At 68.2% G+C, this 17,655-nt stretch carries 15 protein-coding genes and 2 riboswitches; of the genes, 12 read left to right on the top strand and 3 right to left on the bottom strand.

The genetic code is table 11. The features are described from left to right. The first annotated feature begins 14 nt into the window (after positions 1-14). The 9 genes from HZI36_RS18315 to HZI36_RS18275 all read left to right on the top strand — a co-directional run bounded on the left by HZI36_RS18315 (position 15) and on the right by HZI36_RS18275 (position 11,118). On the top strand, positions 15-1,211 hold the full coding sequence (locus HZI36_RS18315) for a CaiB/BaiF CoA transferase family protein (RefSeq protein ID WP_179404078.1): 1,197 nt from the start codon (positions 15-17) through the stop codon (positions 1,209-1,211). A gap of 61 nt (positions 1,212-1,272) precedes the next feature. Beyond that, positions 1,273-2,277: an NAD(P)H-dependent flavin oxidoreductase gene (locus HZI36_RS18310; protein ID WP_179404077.1), complete on the top strand. Its 1,005-nt coding sequence runs from the start codon at positions 1,273-1,275 to the stop codon at positions 2,275-2,277. 10 nt (positions 2,278-2,287) lie between these two features. Continuing rightward, the gene (locus tag HZI36_RS18305; protein WP_179404076.1) at positions 2,288-3,058 is read left to right on the top strand and encodes an enoyl-CoA hydratase-related protein; all 771 of its coding nucleotides are present in this window, start codon (positions 2,288-2,290) and stop codon (positions 3,056-3,058) included. 219 nt (positions 3,059-3,277) lie between these two features. Beyond that, a complete protein-coding gene (locus HZI36_RS18300) occupies positions 3,278-4,330 on the top strand; it encodes an oxidoreductase (RefSeq protein ID WP_179404075.1) in 1,053 nt (350 codons plus the stop codon). Between the two features lie 110 nt (positions 4,331-4,440). Continuing rightward, entirely contained in the window at positions 4,441-4,821 is a 381-nt protein-coding gene (locus HZI36_RS18295; RefSeq protein WP_179404074.1) for a hypothetical protein, read from the top strand. Between the two features lie 72 nt (positions 4,822-4,893). Further along, a riboswitch (glycine riboswitch) is annotated at positions 4,894-4,997 on the top strand. 28 nt (positions 4,998-5,025) lie between these two features. Beyond that, positions 5,026-5,162, top strand: a riboswitch (glycine riboswitch). A gap of 85 nt (positions 5,163-5,247) precedes the next feature. Beyond that, positions 5,248-6,366 (top strand): glycine cleavage system aminomethyltransferase GcvT, encoded by a 1,119-nt coding sequence (gene gcvT / locus HZI36_RS18290; RefSeq protein WP_179404073.1) that lies wholly within the window; start codon positions 5,248-5,250, stop codon positions 6,364-6,366. 104 nt (positions 6,367-6,470) lie between these two features. Further along, complete coding sequence (gene gcvH, locus HZI36_RS18285; RefSeq protein ID WP_179404072.1) at positions 6,471-6,851, top strand: glycine cleavage system protein GcvH; 381 nt, start codon at positions 6,471-6,473, stop codon at positions 6,849-6,851. Positions 6,852-6,927: 76 nt separating this feature from the next. Then, positions 6,928-9,855 carry an aminomethyl-transferring glycine dehydrogenase gene (gene gcvP, locus HZI36_RS18280; RefSeq protein WP_179404071.1) on the top strand — a complete coding sequence of 976 codons (2,928 nt, stop codon included), beginning with the start codon at positions 6,928-6,930 and terminating at the stop codon, positions 9,853-9,855. 138 nt (positions 9,856-9,993) lie between these two features. Then, entirely contained in the window at positions 9,994-11,118 is a 1,125-nt protein-coding gene (locus HZI36_RS18275; RefSeq protein WP_179404070.1) for an alginate lyase family protein, read from the top strand. Positions 11,119-11,453: 335 nt separating this feature from the next. On the opposite strand, the gene HZI36_RS18270 is transcribed toward HZI36_RS18275, so the two are convergent. After that, complete coding sequence (locus HZI36_RS18270) at positions 11,454-11,900, bottom strand: DUF2778 domain-containing protein (RefSeq protein WP_179404069.1); 447 nt, start codon at positions 11,898-11,900, stop codon at positions 11,454-11,456. A gap of 302 nt (positions 11,901-12,202) precedes the next feature. On the opposite strand from HZI36_RS18270, the gene HZI36_RS18265 reads away from it, so the two are divergent. Next, on the top strand, positions 12,203-12,649 hold the full coding sequence (locus HZI36_RS18265) for a BON domain-containing protein (protein ID WP_246327125.1): 447 nt from the start codon (positions 12,203-12,205) through the stop codon (positions 12,647-12,649). A 62-nt stretch (positions 12,650-12,711) separates the two neighbouring features. On the opposite strand, the gene HZI36_RS18260 is transcribed toward HZI36_RS18265, so the two are convergent. After that, positions 12,712-14,100 carry a nucleobase:cation symporter-2 family protein gene (locus HZI36_RS18260; protein WP_179404068.1) on the bottom strand — a complete coding sequence of 463 codons (1,389 nt, stop codon included), beginning with the start codon at positions 14,098-14,100 and terminating at the stop codon, positions 12,712-12,714. Positions 14,101-14,267: 167 nt separating this feature from the next. Here HZI36_RS18260 and HZI36_RS18255 point away from each other — a divergent pair, with 167 nt between their 5' ends. After that, entirely contained in the window at positions 14,268-15,992 is a 1,725-nt protein-coding gene (locus HZI36_RS18255) for a thiamine pyrophosphate-binding protein (RefSeq protein WP_179404067.1), read from the top strand. A gap of 3 nt (positions 15,993-15,995) precedes the next feature. Continuing rightward, positions 15,996-17,075 (top strand): glycosyltransferase family 9 protein, encoded by a 1,080-nt coding sequence (locus tag HZI36_RS18250; RefSeq protein ID WP_179404066.1) that lies wholly within the window; start codon positions 15,996-15,998, stop codon positions 17,073-17,075. On the opposite strand, the gene HZI36_RS18245 is transcribed toward HZI36_RS18250, so the two are convergent. Next, on the bottom strand, positions 17,048-17,655 hold a 608-nt coding region (locus HZI36_RS18245), incomplete at its 5' end, for an aldehyde dehydrogenase family protein (RefSeq protein WP_179404065.1). The genes HZI36_RS18250 and HZI36_RS18245 overlap by 28 nt on opposite strands.

Below are 17,655 nucleotides of genomic sequence, written 5' to 3'. Positions count from 1 at the left end.
AAGAGGATACCTACATGATCTTCGAAGGCCTGCGCGTCATCGACTGCAGCAGTTTCATCGCCGCACCCGGCGCCGCGACCGTGCTGGCGGATTTCGGCGCCGACGTGATCAAGATCGAGCCGCCGGGCGCGGGAGACCCCGGCCGCAATCTCGCGCGGATACCGGGCACGCCGAAAGCGGACCTCAACTACGTCTGGCTGCTGGACAATCGCAACAAGCGCGGCCTAGCGCTCAATCTCGCCAGCCCCGAAGGCCTGGCGGTGCTGCAGCGTCTCGTGCGGCAGGCGGACGTCTTCATCACCAATTTCCCGCTGGCGGTGCGCAAGAAGCTCGGCATCGGCTACGACGCGCTCTCCGCGCTCAACGAGCGGCTCATCTATGCGTCGTTCACCGGTTATGGGGAGGTCGGCGACGAAGCGGGCAAACCCGGCTTCGACCAGACGGCCTGGTGGGCGCGTTCGGGGTTGATGGACGGCGTGCGCAACGCCGCCGAATCCGCGCCGGCCCGCGCCAACCTCGGCATGGGCGACCAGCCGTCCGCGATCTCGCTGTTCGCGGCCATCGCGGCCGGGCTTTACGAGCGCGAGCGCAGCGGGCGCGGCATGCAGGTCGGCTCGTCGCTGATCGCCAACGGCCTGTGGGCGAACGGCACCACGGTCCAGGCCGCGTTGTGCGGGGCGACCTTTTTCCCGAGGCCGCCGCGCGAACGCCATTTCAATGCGCTGACCGCCTATTACCGCTGTCGCGACGACCGCTGGCTGATGCTGACGATCCTCAACGAAGAGCGCCAATGGCCCGTTCTCGCGAAATGCCTGGGCGTCGAATCCCTGCTCGACGATCCTCGCTTCGCCACGCAGCCCGACCGATTCGAACGTTCGACCGAATTGATCGCGGCCCTCGACGCCGCGTTCGCGACGCGCGAGCGCGGCGAATGGCAGGCCATCCTGAACGAGGCCGGTCTGGTGTTCGAGATCGTCGCCGACCATAACGATGCCGCCAACGACCGGCAGGCGATCGACAACGGTTTTCTGGTGCCGTTCGAAAACGACACGCTGATGACGGTCGACTCCCCGCTGTTCGTTTCCGGCCAACCCAAAGTCAAGCCGCGCAAGGCGCCCGACGTCGGCCAGCACAGCGACGAGATTCTGCGCGAGGCCGGCTACGACGCAGACGAGATCGCCAGGCTGCGCGCCGGCAACGTGGTGGGATGAAACCCGATTGAAGTCCGATTGAAACCCGAATGACGACCGATAGAGACACAGGAGCATTGTCATGAAGACTGCAATTACAGAACTGTTCGGTATCGAACACCCGATCATTCAAGGCGGGATGCATTGGGTCGGTTTTGCCGAAATGGCGGCGGCGGTGTCGAACGCCGGCGGGCTGGGGATCATTACGGCGGTCACGCAGCGCACGTCGGAAAACCTGGCGAATGAAATCGCGCGTTGCCGCGAGATGACCGACAAGCCGTTCGGCGTGAATCTGACCTTTCTGCCGTCCGTCACGCCGCCCGATTACCCCGGGTTCGTGAAAGCCATCATCGATGGCGGCGTCAAGATCGTCGAGACGGCGGGCAACAACCCGAAACGATGGCTGCCGCCCCTCAAGGAGGCCGGCATCAAGGTCATCCACAAGTGCACCGCCGTTCGGCACGCGTTGAGTGCGGAGGCCGCGGGCGTCGACGCGTTGAGCATCGATGGATTCGAATGCGCGGGCCATCCAGGCGAAGACGACATCCCGAACATGATTCTCCTGCCGCTTGCCGCCCGGAAACTGAAGGTGCCGTTCGTCGCGTCGGGTGGCATGGGCACCGGCGCCCAACTGGTTGCCGCGCTTGCGCTGGGCGCCGAGGGCATCAACATGGGGACGCGCTTCATTGCGACGAAGGAGGCGCCGGTGCATGAAAACGTCAAGCGCGCGATCGTGGCGGCCACCGAACTCGACACGCGCCTGATCATGCGGCCGCTGCGCAACACCGAGCGCGTGCTCACGAACGCGGGCGTCGAGCGCCTGCTGGAGAAGGAGAAAGCGCTGGGCTCGAAGATCGTGTTCGAGGACATCGTCCCCGAAGTGGCCGGCGTCTATCCGAAGGTCATGAAGGACGGCGATATGGACGCAGGCGCCTGGTCGTGCGGTCTCGTCGCTTCGCTGATCGACGACATCCCCACGGCGCGGGAATTGATCGATCGCATCATGCGCGACGCCGAACACATTACCCGCCGCCGGCTGACCGGCTTGTTCGATGGCGCCCACGCGCCGGCCAACACCCTTGCTTGAGGAAACCGCCATGACGGAATACGTGAAGACCGAAATCGCGGATGGCGTGATGACGCTGACGCTGCAACGGGCCGACAAGAAGAACGCACTCACCGGTGCGATGTACGACGCGCTGTCGGATGGGCTGGATCGGGCCGAGGCCGATGCGTCCATCCGGGCGGTCCTGCTCCAGGGGGACGGCGACAGCTTCACGGCGGGCAATGACATCTCCGATTTCGCCGCCCGATCGCGCAGCGAAAGCACCGGCCCCAGTCCGGCGCATCGCTTCATCAGCACGATCGGCAAGGCCGGCAAGCCGCTGATTGCGGCGGTGCAAGGCAATGCCGTCGGCGTCGGCACCACGATGCTGCTGCATTGCGACCTGGTCTATCTCGCCGAAAACGCACGGCTGACGACGCCGTTCGTCAATCTCGCGGTGGTGCCCGAGGCGGCGTCGAGCCTGCTGCTGCCGCTGCGGATCGGTCATGCGCGCGCCTACGCGATGTTCGCGCTAGGCCAGCCGATGGACGCTCAGACCGCGCTCGCGTGCGGGCTGGCGAATGCCGTGGTGCCACAGGCCGAATTGCGCAAGGCGGCGCTGGACGCGGCGATCGCGCTGACCAAACGGCCGGCCGGCGCCCTCAGCATCACCAAGCGGCTGATGCGCGATCAGGAGCGGATCCTCGCGCGGATGGCCGAGGAAGGCGCGCTGTTCGCCGATCGGCTGAAGAGCGCGGAGGCGCGCGAAGCCTTCGCCGCGTTTGCCGAACGCAGACCGCCAGACTTCTCGAAGCTGTCCTGATCGCGGACATTCCGTCCGAAGCGCCGGGGTCGTCGCCCCGGCGCACCCGCGCGCACACACGCATGCGCAGGTTGCCCCGCCCCCACCCCTGGCCGCTCGGCCAATACCCCCTTCCTCCACGCGCCGCCGTGCCACAATAGCGCCCTGTCGCGCGAGCTCCGGCCGCCGCGCCGCCTGCACCGCACCGTCCGCACATTCCGCATCGTTCACAGGATCGCCATGTCGTCATTGCTCAAAGTGGGTTTGATGGGTTTCGGTTTCGCCGGCGCGACGTTTCATGCGCCGGTGATCGCCGCGAGCGGCCGCACGCAGGTCGCCGCGATCGCGACCGGCCAGCCGGAGCGCGCGCAGGCCGCGTATCCGGGCGCGCGCGTCGTCGCCGATCTCGACACGCTGCTCGCGTTCGACGACATCGAGTGCGTGGTGATCGCGACGCCGAACGACACGCATTTCCCGCTCGCGCAGCGCGTGCTCGAGGCCGGGCGGCACGTCGTCGTCGACAAGCCGGTCACGCTGACGTCGGACGAAGCGCTCGCGCTCGCGCGGCTCGCGAACGCAAGGAGCCGCGTGTTCGCGCCGTTCCACAACCGCCGCTGGGACGGCGATTTCCTGACCGTGCGCGGGCTCGTCGAGCGCGGCGAGCTCGGCCGCATCACGTACGTCGCGTCGCATTTCGACCGCTTTCGCCCACAGGTGCGCGCGCGCTGGCGCGAGGAAGCCGCGCGCGGCGGCGGCCTGCTGTACGACCTCGGCCCGCACCTGATCGACCAGGCGCTCGCGCTGTTCGGCGTGCCCGACACCGTCGACGCAACCGTCAAGACCCGCCGCGACGGCGGCACCGCGCCCGATTTCGTGCATCTGCTGCTCGGCTATCCGGACAAGGACGTCGCGCTGCATGCGAGCGCGCTGTCCGCGATCGAGCCCGCGCGCTTCACGCTGCACGGCACGCTCGGCAGCTACCAGAAGTTCGGCCTCGACACGCAGGAGGACCAGCTGAAGGCCGGCCTCACGCCGGATCACGTCGAGTTCGGCGGCGGCAACCGGCCCGGCGTGCTGCGCGTGCTGGACGGCGAAGTCGAGACCGAGCGCCCGGTGCCGACGCTCGACGGCGCGTATGCGGAGTTCTACCGCGCGCTCGCCGCGTCGATCCACGACGGCGCACCGTTCCCGGTCACACCGCAGGACGCGGTCGACGTGATGACGATCATCGAACTCGCGGCGCAAAGCGAGCGCGAAGGCCGCCGCCTGCCGTTCGTCCGCCAGCCGGTCTGATCCGCGCCTAATAATCAGTTACAAATCACCCGGCGCGCGCGTCAGCGTCGAGCGGGGCTGACACGTTTCCCGAACAGACGATCCCACACCAAATCCATCAGGAGAACAAGATGCAAAGGCTGATTCGCGCAGCAGCGTGCTGCGCGCTGGTTACATCGCTCGCCGCCTGCGTCGTCGCACCGCCGCCGCGCCCGGCGCCCGCACCGGCCCCGGCCCCCGCGCCCGCGCCGCGCCCGAATCCGCAGGTCGCCGCGTACGAGCGGATGCAGCAGATCCAGGGGCGGATCGACAACCTGAGCCGCCGCATCGACGCGCGCGTCGACGCCGGCTACTACCCGCCGCCGCAGGGTGCGGCGCTGCATCGCCGGCTCGACGTGATCCGCCAGGAAGCGAACGACATGGCCGCGCAGCACGGCGGCGGGCTGTCCGGCGACGAGCAGCGCGTGCTGAACCAGGAGCTCGACACGGCCGCGCGCGCGATCGGCGAGTAAGCCGTCCCACTTGTCGTCACACGACGGCCATTTGTCCAAATTGACAACGTTCCGGCGCTCGCGTACAGTCGCCGGCACGCGTCGGGAGAGCGCGTGACCGCACTGCAGCAACGCCGGTCGCGCCGCCGAAGGGGCACACCCGCAAACTCTCAGGCAAAAGGACCGGCCGCGTCGGGGAAACCCGTCTGCACGCATCGCAGGCGCTCCCCGCACTCTGGAGAGCGGCAGTAGCCGGCAGCGCATCGCGCAGTGCCGGCAAGCTGCCCACCGAAGGGGCGCGCGTTCGCAGGGCTCGAAGCCCGCGGCGCAATCTCTCAGGTATCGAGGACAGAGGGGCATGTAACGAATCGTCCGCAGGCCATGTGCCGCGAGCGATCCACCACATCGCCGTTTTGATCCGCGCGCAAGCGCCAGCCCGAGGCCTCGATGACCGCACTCAAACACACCCCGCTCAACGCCGCGCATCGCGCGCTCAACGCCCGCATGGTCGATTTCGGCGGCTGGGACATGCCCGTCAACTACGGCTCGCAGATCGAAGAGCACCAGGCGGTGCGCACCGATGCCGGCATGTTCGACGTGTCGCACATGTGCGCCGTCGATTTCACCGGCAGCCGCGCGCGCGCGTTCTTCGAGCACGCGATCGCGAACAACGTCGCGAAGCTGAAGACGCCCGGCAAGGCGCTGTACTCGTGCCTGCTGAACCCGGAAGGCGGCGTCGTCGACGACCTGATCGTCTATTACTTCACCGAGGATTTCTTCCGCGTCGTCGTCAACGCCGGCACCGCCGACAACGACATCGCGTGGTTCAACCGGCTCAACGACGAAGGCGGCTACGGCCTCACGATCGCGCCGCGCCGCGATTTCGCGATCGTCGCCGTGCAGGGCCCGAACGCCCGCGAAAAAGTCTGGTCGACGATTCCCGCCGCGCGCGCCGCGACGAGCGAGCTGAAGCCGTTCAACGCCGCGCGGGTCGCGGGCACGCCGTTCGGCGACCTGACCGTCGCGCGCACCGGCTACACCGGCGAGGACGGCTTCGAGGTGATCGTCCCGGCCGTCCACGTCGACGCGCTGTGGAGCGCGCTGCAGCAGCACGGCGTGCGCCCGTGCGGCCTCGGCGCGCGCGACACGCTGCGCCTCGAAGCCGGGATGAACCTGTACGGCCAGGACATGGACGAGACGGTATCGCCGCTCGACGCCGGCCTCGCCTGGACGGTCGATCTCGCGGCGCCGCGCCCGTTCGTCGGCCGCGACGCGCTCGAGCGCAACGGCTCGCGCGCCGCGTTCGTCGGCCTGATCCTGCAGAAGGAGAACGGCAAGGCGGGCGGCGTGCTGCGCGCGCACCAGAAGGTCGTCACGCCGCACGGCGAAGGCGAGATCACGAGCGGCACGTTCTCGCCGTCGATGCAGGAATCGATCGCGTTCGCGCGCGTGCCGGCGGCCGTGCAGATCGGCGACGTCGTCCACGTGCAGATTCGCGACAAGCAACTGCCCGCGCGCGTGGTTAAATTGCCGTTCGTGCGCAACGGCAAGGTGCTCGCGGCCTGACCGTCCCGGCATGCCGCGCCGCGCCGTCCCGCGACACGACACTGGCGCGCCCGCGCGGCGCGCCGCAACCCTACGAAACACCTTCACAATCCAGGAGCAATCCGATGAGCAACGTCCCGGCCGATCTGAAATACACCGATGAGCACGAGTGGATCCGCACCGAAGCGGACGGCACGCTGACGGTCGGCATCACCGATCACGCGCAGAGCACGCTCGGCGACATCGTCTTCCTCGAGCTGCCGGAAGTCGGCAAGTCCGTGTCGGCGGGCGACGCGGTCGGCGTCGTCGAGTCGGTGAAGGCCGCGTCCGACATCTACTCGCCGGTGTCGGGCGAGATCGTCGAAGTGAACACGTCGATCGCCGACACGCCGGACGAGGTCAACGCGGACGCGTACGCGAGCTGGCTGTTCAAGATCAAGCTCGCCGACGGCGCATCGACCGACAAGCTGATCGACGCGGCGGCCTACGGCAAGCTGATCGACTAACCCCCTACCCCCGAACCGCGCGGCGCGCCGGGCCCGGATGGCCCGGCCGCGCACCGCATGGGACCAGAGTCACGCCATGAAGCTCGAACACCCGGATCGTCTGATGAACCGCACGCCCCTCTCGCTCACCGCACTCGAAACGCACGACGCGTTCGCCGAACGCCACATCGGCCCCGACGACGCCAGCCAGAACGCGATGCTCGACACGCTCGGCTTCGCGTCGCGCGCCGCCCTGATGGAGGCGGTGATCCCGGCCGCGATCCGCCGCCAGGACGCGCTGCCGCTCGGCCCGTTCGCGCAGCCGAAAAGCGAGGCGGAAGCGCTCGCGGCGCTGCGCGAGCTCGCGGACAAGAACCAGGTGTTCCGCTCATACATCGGCCAGGGCTACTACGACACGGCGACGCCGGCGGTGATCCTGCGCAACGTGCTCGAGAACCCGGCCTGGTACACGGCGTACACGCCGTACCAGCCTGAAATTTCGCAGGGCCGCCTCGAGGCGCTGCTGAACTACCAGCAGATGATCACGGACCTGACGGGCCTCGCGATCTCGAACGCGTCGCTGCTCGACGAGGCGACCGCCGCCGCCGAGGCGATGACGCTGCTGCAGCGCGCCGGCAAGCCGAAGTCGAACGTGTTCTACGTCGCCGACGACGTGCTGCCGCAGACGCTCGAAGTGGTCCGCACGCGCGCGCAGCCGATCGGCATCGACGTGCGGGTCGGCCCGGCCGCCGACGCGGCGGGCGCGAACGCGTTCGGCGTGCTGCTCCAGTATCCGGGCGTGAACGGCGACGTGCGCGACTATCGCGCGCTCACCGACGCGATCCACGCGGCGGGCGGCCACGTCGTCGTCGCGGCGGATCTGCTCGCGCTGACGCTGCTGACGCCGCCGGGCGAATGGGGCGCGGACGTCGCGGTCGGCAACTCGCAGCGCTTCGGCGTGCCGATGGGCTTCGGCGGCCCGCACGCCGCGTATATGGCGGTGCGTGACGCGTTCAAGCGCCAGATGCCGGGGCGCCTCGTCGGCGTGACCGTCGACGCGCAGGGCAAGCCCGCGCTGCGCCTCGCGCTGCAGACGCGCGAGCAGCACATCCGCCGCGAGAAAGCGACGTCGAACGTCTGCACCGCGCAGGCGCTGCTCGCGATCATGGCGAGCATGTATGCGGTCTATCACGGCCCGCACGGGCTGAAGACGATCGCGCTGCGCGTGAACCGCATCGCCGCGCTGCTCGCGAGCGGCGTGAAGCAGCTCGGCTTCGCGCTCGTCAACGATACCTTCTTCGACACGCTGACCGTCGATACCGGCGCGCGCACCGCGCAGGTTCACGAGCTCGCGAAAACGAAGCGCCTCAACCTGCGCCGCGCGGGCGCGACGCAAGTCGGCATCTCGATCGACGAGACGACGACGCGCGGCGATCTCGCCGACCTGCTCGCCGTGTTCGCGCAAGCCGCGGGCGGCACCGCACCCACCGTCGACGCACTCGACGCCGCGCTCGGCGGCGACGCGGCGCTGCCGGCCGGCCTCGCGCGCACGAGCGCGTACCTGACGCACCACGTGTTCAACCGCCATCACTCGGAAACGGAAATGCTGCGCTACCTGCGCAGCCTGTCGGACAAGGATCTCGCGCTCGACCGCTCGATGATCCCGCTCGGCTCGTGCACGATGAAGCTGAACGCGACGTCGGAGATGCTGCCGGTCACGTGGCCCGAGTTCGGCCGCATCCACCCGTTCGCGCCGGCGGACCAGACCGTCGGCTACCGCGAGATGATCGACCAGCTCGAGCAGATGCTCGTCGCGGCGACCGGCTACGCGGCGGTGTCGCTGCAGCCGAACGCCGGCTCGCAGGGTGAGTACGCGGGCCTGCTGATCATTCACGCGTACCATCAGTCGCGCGGCGAAGGCCACCGCGACGTGTGCCTGATCCCGGCATCCGCGCACGGCACGAACCCGGCGTCCGCGCACATGGCGGGGATGAAGGTCGTCGTCGTCGCGTGCGACGCGCAGGGCAACGTCGACATCGACGACCTGAAGAAAAAGGCCGACGAGCACGCGAACGACCTCGCGGCGATCATGATCACCTACCCGTCGACGCACGGCGTGTTCGAGCAGAACGTGCGCGAGATCTGCGAGATCGTGCATGCGCACGGCGGCCAGGTGTACGTCGACGGCGCGAACATGAACGCGATGGTCGGCCTGACCGCGCCGGGCCAGTTCGGCGGCGACGTGTCCCATCTGAACCTGCACAAGACGTTCTGCATCCCGCACGGCGGCGGCGGCCCGGGCGTGGGCCCGGTCGCGGTCGGCGCGCACCTCGCGAAATTCCTGCCGAACCAGAAGTCGACCGGCTACCAGCGTGGCGAGGAAGGCATCGGCGCGGTGTCGGCGGCGCCTTACGGCTCCGCGTCGATCCTGCCGATCTCGTGGATGTACATCGCGATGATGGGCGCGAGGAACCTGACCGCCGCGACCGAAACCGCGATCCTGAACGCGAACTACATCGCGAACCGTCTCGCGCCGCACTATCCGGTGCTGTACTCGGGCCCGGGCGGGCTCGTCGCGCACGAGTGCATTCTCGATCTGCGTCCGATCAAGGAATCGAGCGGGATCACCGTCGACGACGTCGCGAAGCGCCTGATGGACTACGGCTTCCACGCGCCGACGATGAGCTTCCCGGTGCCGGGCACGCTGATGGTCGAGCCGACCGAATCGGAAGCGCAGGAAGAGCTCGACCGCTTCGTCGACGCGATGATCGCGATTCGCGACGAGATCCGCGCGGTCGAGGAAGGCCGCGCCGATCGCGAGGACAACCCGCTGCGCCACGCGCCGCACACCGCCGCGGTCGTCACCGCGAACGACTGGCCGCACGCGTACTCGCGCGAGCAGGCCGCGTATCCGGTCGCGTCGCTCGGCACGAACAAGTACTGGCCGCCGGTCGGCCGCGCGGACAACGCGTACGGCGACCGCAACCTGTTCTGCGCGTGCGTGCCGATGTCGGAATACGCGTAACGCGCGCGGGCGATCGGTTCACGCATCGCGTGTCGATCGCGCACCGCACGCAATGTGAAGTTGCGTGCGGTGTTTAGCGTTTACCCCCAAGTCCGGATAACATCTCAGTCCTCGCTCCAGCCAATCAAGGAGTTCCGCATGGTGCGTCTGATGTTCCCGGGCCGCGGCGCGCGACGCGCGCGCGCGCTCGTGCCGGTGTTCGTGACGTCGCTCGCCGTCGGCGCCGCCGCGCTCGGCATACCGCAAGCCGCGCACGCGGCGATGAATTTCTGCGCGGCGCCCGCGCTGCAGGCGAGTGAGACGACGCAGGGGGAGCCGGGCGTGCAGGCGCTGATTCGCGGCGTCGACGCGCACCTGTCCGACCCGCCGAAGGCGATGCCGCGCGTGCACACCGAAGGCACGCTGCCGCACGAAGGCATCTACGACCAGAGCGTCGACGCGCTGAAGGACATGGATCTGATGCGCGACGCGGCGCTCGCGTGGCGCGTGACGAACGATGTCCGCTATCTGCAGTTCGTCGACCGCTTCCTGTACGCGTGGGTCACGACCTACCAGCCGAGCTTCAACCCGATCGACGAGACGCACTTCGACAGCCTGATCCTCGCGTACGACATGACCGCGAGCGCGCTCACCGTGAAGACGCGCAACGCGGCGGCGGCATTCGTCGCGAAGCTCGGCGCGGGCTACGTCGCGCGGATCGACGCGCAGCGGCGGCCGCTCGCGGGCACGTGGCGCAACAACTGGCAGAGCCACCGGATCAAGCTGATCTCGCTCGCGGCGTTCACGCTCGGCGACCGGCGGATGATGAAGGCCGCGCAGCGGCTGTTCATCGAGCACCTGGCGGACAACATCGGCCCGGACGGCGTCACCGTCGACTTCGGCGAGCGCGACGCGCTGCACTACGTGGTGTACGACCTGCAGCCGCTCGTGACGGCCGCGCTTGCCGCGCGCCGCTTCAACCGCAACTGGCTGCGCGAGCGCGGCGCGAACGGCGCGACGCTCGCGGCCGCGCTCGACTGGCTCCAGCCGTACGCGCTCGGCGAAAAGACGCACGAGGAATTCGTGCATTCGACGGTCGCGTTCGACGCGAAGCGCCGCGACGCCGGCCTGCCGGGCTACGCGGGGCCATGGGACCCGAAAGGCGCGGCCGAGCTGTTTCATCTGGCCGCGCGGATCGACGGGCGCTATGCGCGCGTTGCGCGGCAGCTATCCCCGAATCCGCCCGCGTGGCTCACCGCCTGCCTGCCGCTGCAGGCGCGCTAGAACTTCGGATAGCCGCGCAGGGACCCGGACCATGCGCGACTACATGCGGCCGACTCGACGAAACAGCGCGAGTCCATGGCGCCGGAACCGCCATAACAGTTGGCCCGCGATGGTAACGGGTGCAACCGTGACGAATGCCCCAAGCAGCAGATAGACCGAGTCCACTTCTTCGGGCGTGTGATGGGACCAAGGCATCCACTCCACGATTGCATGGGCCACCGGGACCAATGCGGCGTAGTGAGGAAATATATCTTCAGTGTGGGTCCACGTAAAAATATACGCGATCATCAGAAAAAAAATGAAGAGCGCCCATATAGCGCTTCGGAAAATGCATTTCACTTGATGATCACCTTTCCATAGCAGCCGATATCTGTCCTTGGAATATACGCCGACATCCCACGCAATATTCCTCTGATCACATTGAAGTCGGCCTGATTCGGAATCGTAATGCACCCCTTGCTGACTCGGCCGCTATGCAACCTGAAACTCCCGCGCTTCACACCATCACAGAAAAGCTCATCGTCGATCCGACCGTCATCGGCATACAGCGCAAACCAGTCGTCATGACTCGATATTGCGTCCCATAACCAGCCAAGCCGTCCACCCGATTTTCGATCCACAATGTAGTACGTTCCCGCCGGCAGCGGCCCCTTATTGACCACGCACGCATACGCTCGTTTATTGGTATAAGGCGACTCGCCCGAAAACGCCGGAAACTTGCGTCCCGCAATCTCGAACACACTCATCGGCTCGCCATTCAGCTCGAACTTGCAAATATGCATCAATCCTCCATGTCTTCCTGCTTTTCGATCGAAAACGAGGCTAAACAAAAACATGGAGCACAACCATCAGACTGGTCTGAAAATCAAGCCACCCAACCGTGACACATGCACGCACCCTGACACGCCCTTCTCCTTAGCCAGCGCCCCATCAAAACCCGCGGCACCCGTCCAGAGGTCGCCTGCGGCATCGCCTCGGCGACGGTGCGACGAGCACGAAACCGAGCGTCATCCACGTCGAAGGCAACCCCCACGGAATAAAAGTCACGCACTGACGGTTATCTCGACGTGGGACGCTGTTTGGAATGCAGCGACGTTTCGGGCCGGTTCTTGAACGGCTCGAGTGTTTCCTGTTCGTTCTTGTCGAGGAGAGGATGATGAAGATACGTTTCATGATTGCCGTTGCCGGCATCGTCGCGTTGTCGTCCGCAACGTGTTACGCGCAATCCGATACGCCCGAAGCGCAAACGGCCCAACTCGCGGCGATGTCGCCTCACGCGGCAAAGAAAGTCGAGCGCGCAGCGAACCGCGCGTTCGCGAAGAAGGTCCGTCAGGCGCTCATGAAGACGCCCGGCATCGCCGGTGCGCAAGTCACCGTGTTCGCCAAGGCAAAGACGGGCGCGGTCACGCTGGCCGGATTGATCACCGACGAGTCGCAGGACAAGGCCGCCGTGGAGGCGGCTCGCCAGGTGCCCGGCGTGACCTCGGTGACGAGCAATCTCGAGTTGCGATTGCCGGAAGGCGGGCAGTGAGCGCGAAAGGCGCCCGTTCGATCCATGAGCCTTCCGCCCTGCCTCGCCGCGAGATCAATGCATCATTTCGTTTCCGGCAGGAACCAGTTCATCACCAGCGCGCAGATGCCGCCGGTAGCAACACCCGATTCCAGCACGCTTTTCAGCGCGTGCGGCAGATGCGCGAGGATCTCCGGCACCTGGGCCACGCCCAGCCCCAGCGCCAGCGACACGGCGACGATCAGCAGCGCGCGGCGATCCAGCCGGACCCCGGCGAGGATGTTGATGCCCGACGCGGCCACCGCACCGAACATCACCATCGCGGCGCCGCCGAGCACGGGCTCGGGCACCGCCTGCAGCACGCCCGCGACCGGCGGAAACAGGCCCAGCACCACGAGCATGCCCGCGATCCAGATGCCCACGTGGCGGCTCGCGATGCCGGTCAGCTGAATCACGCCGTTGTTCTGCGCGAAGACGGAGCTCGGAAACGTGTTGAACATGCCGGCCAGCAGCGAGTTCGCGCCGTTGACCAGCACGCCGCCCTTGATCCGCTGCATCCACAGCGCGCCCTCGACGGGCTCTTTCGAGATCTTGCTGGTCGCGGTGACGTCGCCGATCGCTTCCAGCGACGTGACCAGATAGATGATCAGCATCGGCACGAACAGCGACCACGAGAAGCCCAGGCCGAAGTGCAACGGGGTCGGAATCTGAAACAGCGCGGCTTCGTGCACGCCGGTGAAATCGAGGCGGCCCATCGCGGCGGCCGCGAGATAGCCGATCGCGAGCGCGATCACGAGCGCGGTGCTGCGCACCCAGACGATGGGCACCCGGTTCAGCACGATGATCGTGCCGAGCACCAGGCCGGAAAGGGTCAGGTTGTCCGCGTTGGCGAACGTGCCCTTGGCCATCGCGCCGTAGCCGCCGCCCATGCTGACGAGGCCGACCTTGATCAGCGTGAGACCGATCAGCAGCACCACGATGCCGGTGACGAGCGGCGTGATCAGGCGCTTGACGAACGGCAGGATGCGGGAAACGCTCATCTCGACGAACGAGCCGGCGATCACGACGCCGAAAATCGCGGCCATCACGGTTTCGACCGGCGTGCCCTGCTTGACCATCAGGCTGCCGCCGGCGATCAGCGGGCCGACGAAGTTGAAGCTGGTGCCCTGAACGATCAGCAGGCCCGCGCCCAGCGGGCCGAAGCGCCTGCATTGCAGGAACGTCGCGATGCCGGAGATCACTAGCGACATCGATACGATCAGCGTGGTATCGCGGCTGGACACGTTCAGCGCCTGGCAGATCAGCAGGCCGGGCGTGACGATCGGCACCAGGATGGCCAGCAGGTGCTGCAGCGCGGCGACGAACGCGATCGCCGGCGCGGGCCGGTCGTCGGGGCCGTAGACCAGGTCGCGGGTGACATCGGCGACGTCGGCATCGTCGGCGGCGGGTTGGACGAGGGAAGCGGGTTGCATCGGGACAGTGACGGTCAGGGTTGAAAACGCGAAGTGCGCAATTTTACGCGAGCGCGCCGCCGCCCTCCGCCGCCTCACTCCGCCGCCTTCCCTGCGCGTCGTCATCCGGCGTAAGCTATCCGTCCCTTCACGCCCGTCACCCCCATCACGCCCGAGGCCCGCGTCACATGCCGAACTCCCCGGATTCCGAATCGCGCGCGACGACCGGCGCGCGTCTCGTCGTCGATGCCCTGCTCGCGAATCGCGTCGAGCGCGTGTTCTGCGTGCCCGGCGAGAGCTTTCTCGCGGTGCTCGACGCGCTCGCCGACGACACCGCCCGCATCCAGACCGTCGTCTGCCGCCACGAAGCCGCGGCCGCGAACATGGCCGAAGCGGTCGGCAAGCTGACCGGCCGGCCCGGCGTCGCGTTCGTCACGCGCGGCCCCGGCGCGACGCACGCGTCGATCGGCGTGCACACCGCGTTCCAGGACTCGACGCCGATGATCCTGTTCATCGGCCAGTGCGCGCGCGAGCATCTCGACCGCGAGGCGTTCCAGGAGATCGACTACCGGCGCATGTTCGGCCAGATGGCGAAGTGGGTCGCGCAGATCGACGACGCGCGCCGCATCCCCGAATACCTGAGCCACGCGTTCCACGTCGCGATGTCCGGCCGGCCCGGCCCCGTCGTGCTCGCGCTGCCCGAGGACGTGCTGTCCGACGCGTGCGCGCCGCAGCCCGTCGCGCCCGCCGCGAAGCGCATCGTCGCGGCGCCGTCGGCCGCGCAGGTCGCCGAGCTGCGCGAGCGGCTCGCGCGCGCCGAGCGGCCGTTCCTGCTCGTCGGCGGCAGTGGCTGGACGCCCGAGGCCTGCGCGGACCTGCGCACGTTCGTCGAGCGCTGGCAGTTGCCCATCGCGTGCGCGTTCCGCTATCAGGACACGTTCGACAACGCGCATCCGAACTACGCGGGCGACGTCGGCCTCGGCCTGAATCCGGCGCTCGCGAAGCGGATCGGCAATGCCGACCTGCTGTTCGCGCTCGGCCCGCGGCTCGGCGAGGCGACGACGGGCGGCTACACGCTGCTCGACATCCCGAAGACTCGCCAAACGCTGATCCACGTGCATCAGGGCGCGGACGAGCTCGGGCGCGTGTATGCGGCCGACCTGCCGATCGTGTCCGGGATGCCGGAGATCGCGTCGCTGCTCGCGGCGCTCGAGCCGCCCGGGTCGCCCGGGTCGCCGGAATCGCCGGCCTGGGCCGGCAGCGCAGCCGACGCGCACCGCGCGTATCTCGCGTGGCACGCACCGCTGCCGATGCCGGGCGACGTGCAGCTCGGCGACGTGATGAAGCAACTGCGCGAGCGCCTGCCGCACGACGCGATCGTGACGAACGGCGCGGGCAACTACGCGACCTGGCTGCATCGCCATTTCGCGTACCGGCACTTCCGCTCGCAGCTCGCGCCGACGAGCGGCGCGATGGGCTACGGCGTGCCGGCCGCGCTCGCCGCGAAGTCGTTGTATCCACAACGGCCCGTCGTCGCGCTCGCCGGCGACGGCTGCTTCATGATGGCCGGCAACGAGCTCGCAACCGCAATGCAGTACGGGCTGAACATCGTCGTGATCGTCGTCAACAACGGGCATTACGGGACGATCCGGATGCATCAGGAACGCAATTACCCGGGGCGCGTGCACGGCACCGGCCTCACGAATCCGGATTTCGCCGCGTACGCGCGCGCGTTCGGTGCGCACGGCGAGACGATCGAGCGCACCGCGGACTTCGCGAGCGCGCTCGATCGCGCACTGACGTGCGGACTGCCCGCGCTGATCGAGATCCGCGTGCCGCAGGATGCGAGCACGCCATCGGCGACGCTCGAGCAGATCCGCGAGCAGGGCCGCCGCGCGCGCGGCGGCGCATAGCCGATGCCCGTGCAGGCGATACCCGCGCTGACGCACGACGCGGCGCTCGCGTGGCCCGGCACGCTGCTCGCGCCGGACCGCACGCTCGTCGCGCCGTACGACCTCGAGCGCGCCGGCGTCGAGGTCGTCGGCCACGTGCCGGCCGCGCCCGCGCTCGGGCTGCTGCACGCCGCGCACCGGCCGTTCAGGCTCGCGTACGACGGCACGCCGCACGTGCACGTGATCAACGGGATGGGCGTCGCGCTAGGCGATTCGGTGATCGGCCTCGCGGCGCTCGCCGCGCTGCGCGACCGGCATCCGGGGCTGCGCTTTACGCTCTATCGACCGGCCCGCGCGCCGCGCCACGTCGAGGCGCTCTACGCGCTCGCGCGCGACGTCGTCGCGCCGTCGCGGCCGCTGCCGTGGCCGGCCGACGCGCTGCCCGCGAACGAGCCGTGCGTCGATCTCGGCAATCAGGTGTACTGGCGGGATTTCGCGCGCCTGCCGATGATCGATTTCTTCTTCACGGCGCTCGGCGTCGATCCGGCCGCGATCTCCACCGCCGAGAAGCGCAACCGCTGGCTCGCGCGGCTGACGCTGCCCACGCTGCCCGATGCATGGCGTGACCGGCCGTACGTGCTGTTCTGCCCATCCGCGAGCACCGCGGTGCGCAGCGTGCCGCCCGCGCTGCGCGCGGCGCTCGTCGACCGGCTCGCGGCGCGCTACCGGATGCTGATCGTCGGCTTCGGCCCGCTCGCGCATCCGGCGTACGTCGACGTCAGCGGCCACGCGCCCGACACCGCGCATTTCATCGCGTGGATCGCGGGCGCGCGGATGCTGTTCTCCGCGGACAGCGCGGCACTGCACGTCGCCGACGGCTTCGACGTGCCGACGCTCGCGTGCTTCACGACAATCGAGCCGGCATTGCGCGTGCGCGACTATCCGCATTGCGTGCCGCTCGCGCTCGACGTGCCCGACACGCTGCGCGGGATGCATGCGAGCGAGCACGCGGCCGACATCGCGGCGGTCGATGCGGCCTATCGCGCGGTCGATTGGGATGCGCTCGCGTGGCCCGATCAGAAGAACCCGAGCGCCTCCGCCTGATAGCTGACGAGCAGGCACTTCGTCTGCTGATAATTCGACAGCGCGACCTTGTGCGTCTCGCGGCCGATGCCCGACTGCTTGTAGCCGCCGAACGTCGCATGCGCCGGATACAGGTGATAGCAGTTCGTCCACACGCGCCCCGCCTCGATCTCGCGGCCCATCCGGTATGCGCGCGTGCCGTTGCGGGTCCAGACACCCGCGCCGAGCCCGTAGAACGTATCGTTCGCGAGTTCGATCGCGTCCTGCTCGTCCTTGAACGTCATCACCGACGCGACCGGCCCGAAGATCTCCTCCTGAAACACGCGCATCTTGTTGTTGCCGAGCAGCATCGTCGGCTTCACGTAAAAGCCGGTGCCCAGCTCCGCGGCGGGCGCCATGCGTTCGCCGCCCGTCAGGCACTGCGCGCCCTCGCCGCGGCCGATGTCGATGTACGACAGGATCTTGTCGAGCTGCTGCTGCGACGCCTGCGCGCCGATCATCGTCTGCAGGTCGAGCGGATGGCCGGCCTTGATACGCTCGACGCGCGCGACCGCCTTCTCGATGAAGCGCTCGTAGATCGATTCCTGGATCAGCACGCGCG

Origin of the sequence: Burkholderia guangdongensis (assembly GCF_013403875.1) — a bacterium.
GTDB classification, from domain to species: Bacteria; Pseudomonadota; Gammaproteobacteria; order Burkholderiales; family Burkholderiaceae; genus Burkholderia; species Burkholderia guangdongensis.
Note: the sequence above shows the minus strand (reverse complement) of the source record. Positions and strands in the feature narration are given on the sequence as shown.

What these genes read in the sequence shown, in the direction of transcription:
- HZI36_RS18270 (WP_179404069.1), bottom strand. Translation starts at nt 11,900, where the DNA reads ATGCATATTTGCAAGTTCGAGCTGAATGGCGAGCCGATGAGTGTGTTC.
- HZI36_RS18275 (WP_179404070.1), top strand. Translation starts at nt 9,994, where the DNA reads ATGGTGCGTCTGATGTTCCCGGGCCGCGGCGCGCGACGCGCGCGCGCG.
- HZI36_RS18315 (WP_179404078.1), top strand. Translation starts at nt 15, where the DNA reads ATGATCTTCGAAGGCCTGCGCGTCATCGACTGCAGCAGTTTCATCGCC.
- gcvH (WP_179404072.1), top strand. Translation starts at nt 6,471, where the DNA reads ATGAGCAACGTCCCGGCCGATCTGAAATACACCGATGAGCACGAGTGG.
- HZI36_RS18265 (WP_246327125.1), top strand. Translation starts at nt 12,203, where the DNA reads ATGCAGCGACGTTTCGGGCCGGTTCTTGAACGGCTCGAGTGTTTCCTG.
- HZI36_RS18310 (WP_179404077.1), top strand. Translation starts at nt 1,273, where the DNA reads ATGAAGACTGCAATTACAGAACTGTTCGGTATCGAACACCCGATCATT.
- gcvT (WP_179404073.1), top strand. Translation starts at nt 5,248, where the DNA reads ATGACCGCACTCAAACACACCCCGCTCAACGCCGCGCATCGCGCGCTC.
- HZI36_RS18255 (WP_179404067.1), top strand. Translation starts at nt 14,268, where the DNA reads ATGCCGAACTCCCCGGATTCCGAATCGCGCGCGACGACCGGCGCGCGT.
- HZI36_RS18305 (WP_179404076.1), top strand. Translation starts at nt 2,288, where the DNA reads ATGACGGAATACGTGAAGACCGAAATCGCGGATGGCGTGATGACGCTG.
- HZI36_RS18300 (WP_179404075.1), top strand. Translation starts at nt 3,278, where the DNA reads ATGTCGTCATTGCTCAAAGTGGGTTTGATGGGTTTCGGTTTCGCCGGC.
- HZI36_RS18260 (WP_179404068.1), bottom strand. Translation starts at nt 14,100, where the DNA reads ATGCAACCCGCTTCCCTCGTCCAACCCGCCGCCGACGATGCCGACGTC.
- HZI36_RS18295 (WP_179404074.1), top strand. Translation starts at nt 4,441, where the DNA reads ATGCAAAGGCTGATTCGCGCAGCAGCGTGCTGCGCGCTGGTTACATCG.
- HZI36_RS18250 (WP_179404066.1), top strand. Translation starts at nt 15,996, where the DNA reads ATGCCCGTGCAGGCGATACCCGCGCTGACGCACGACGCGGCGCTCGCG.
- gcvP (WP_179404071.1), top strand. Translation starts at nt 6,928, where the DNA reads ATGAAGCTCGAACACCCGGATCGTCTGATGAACCGCACGCCCCTCTCG.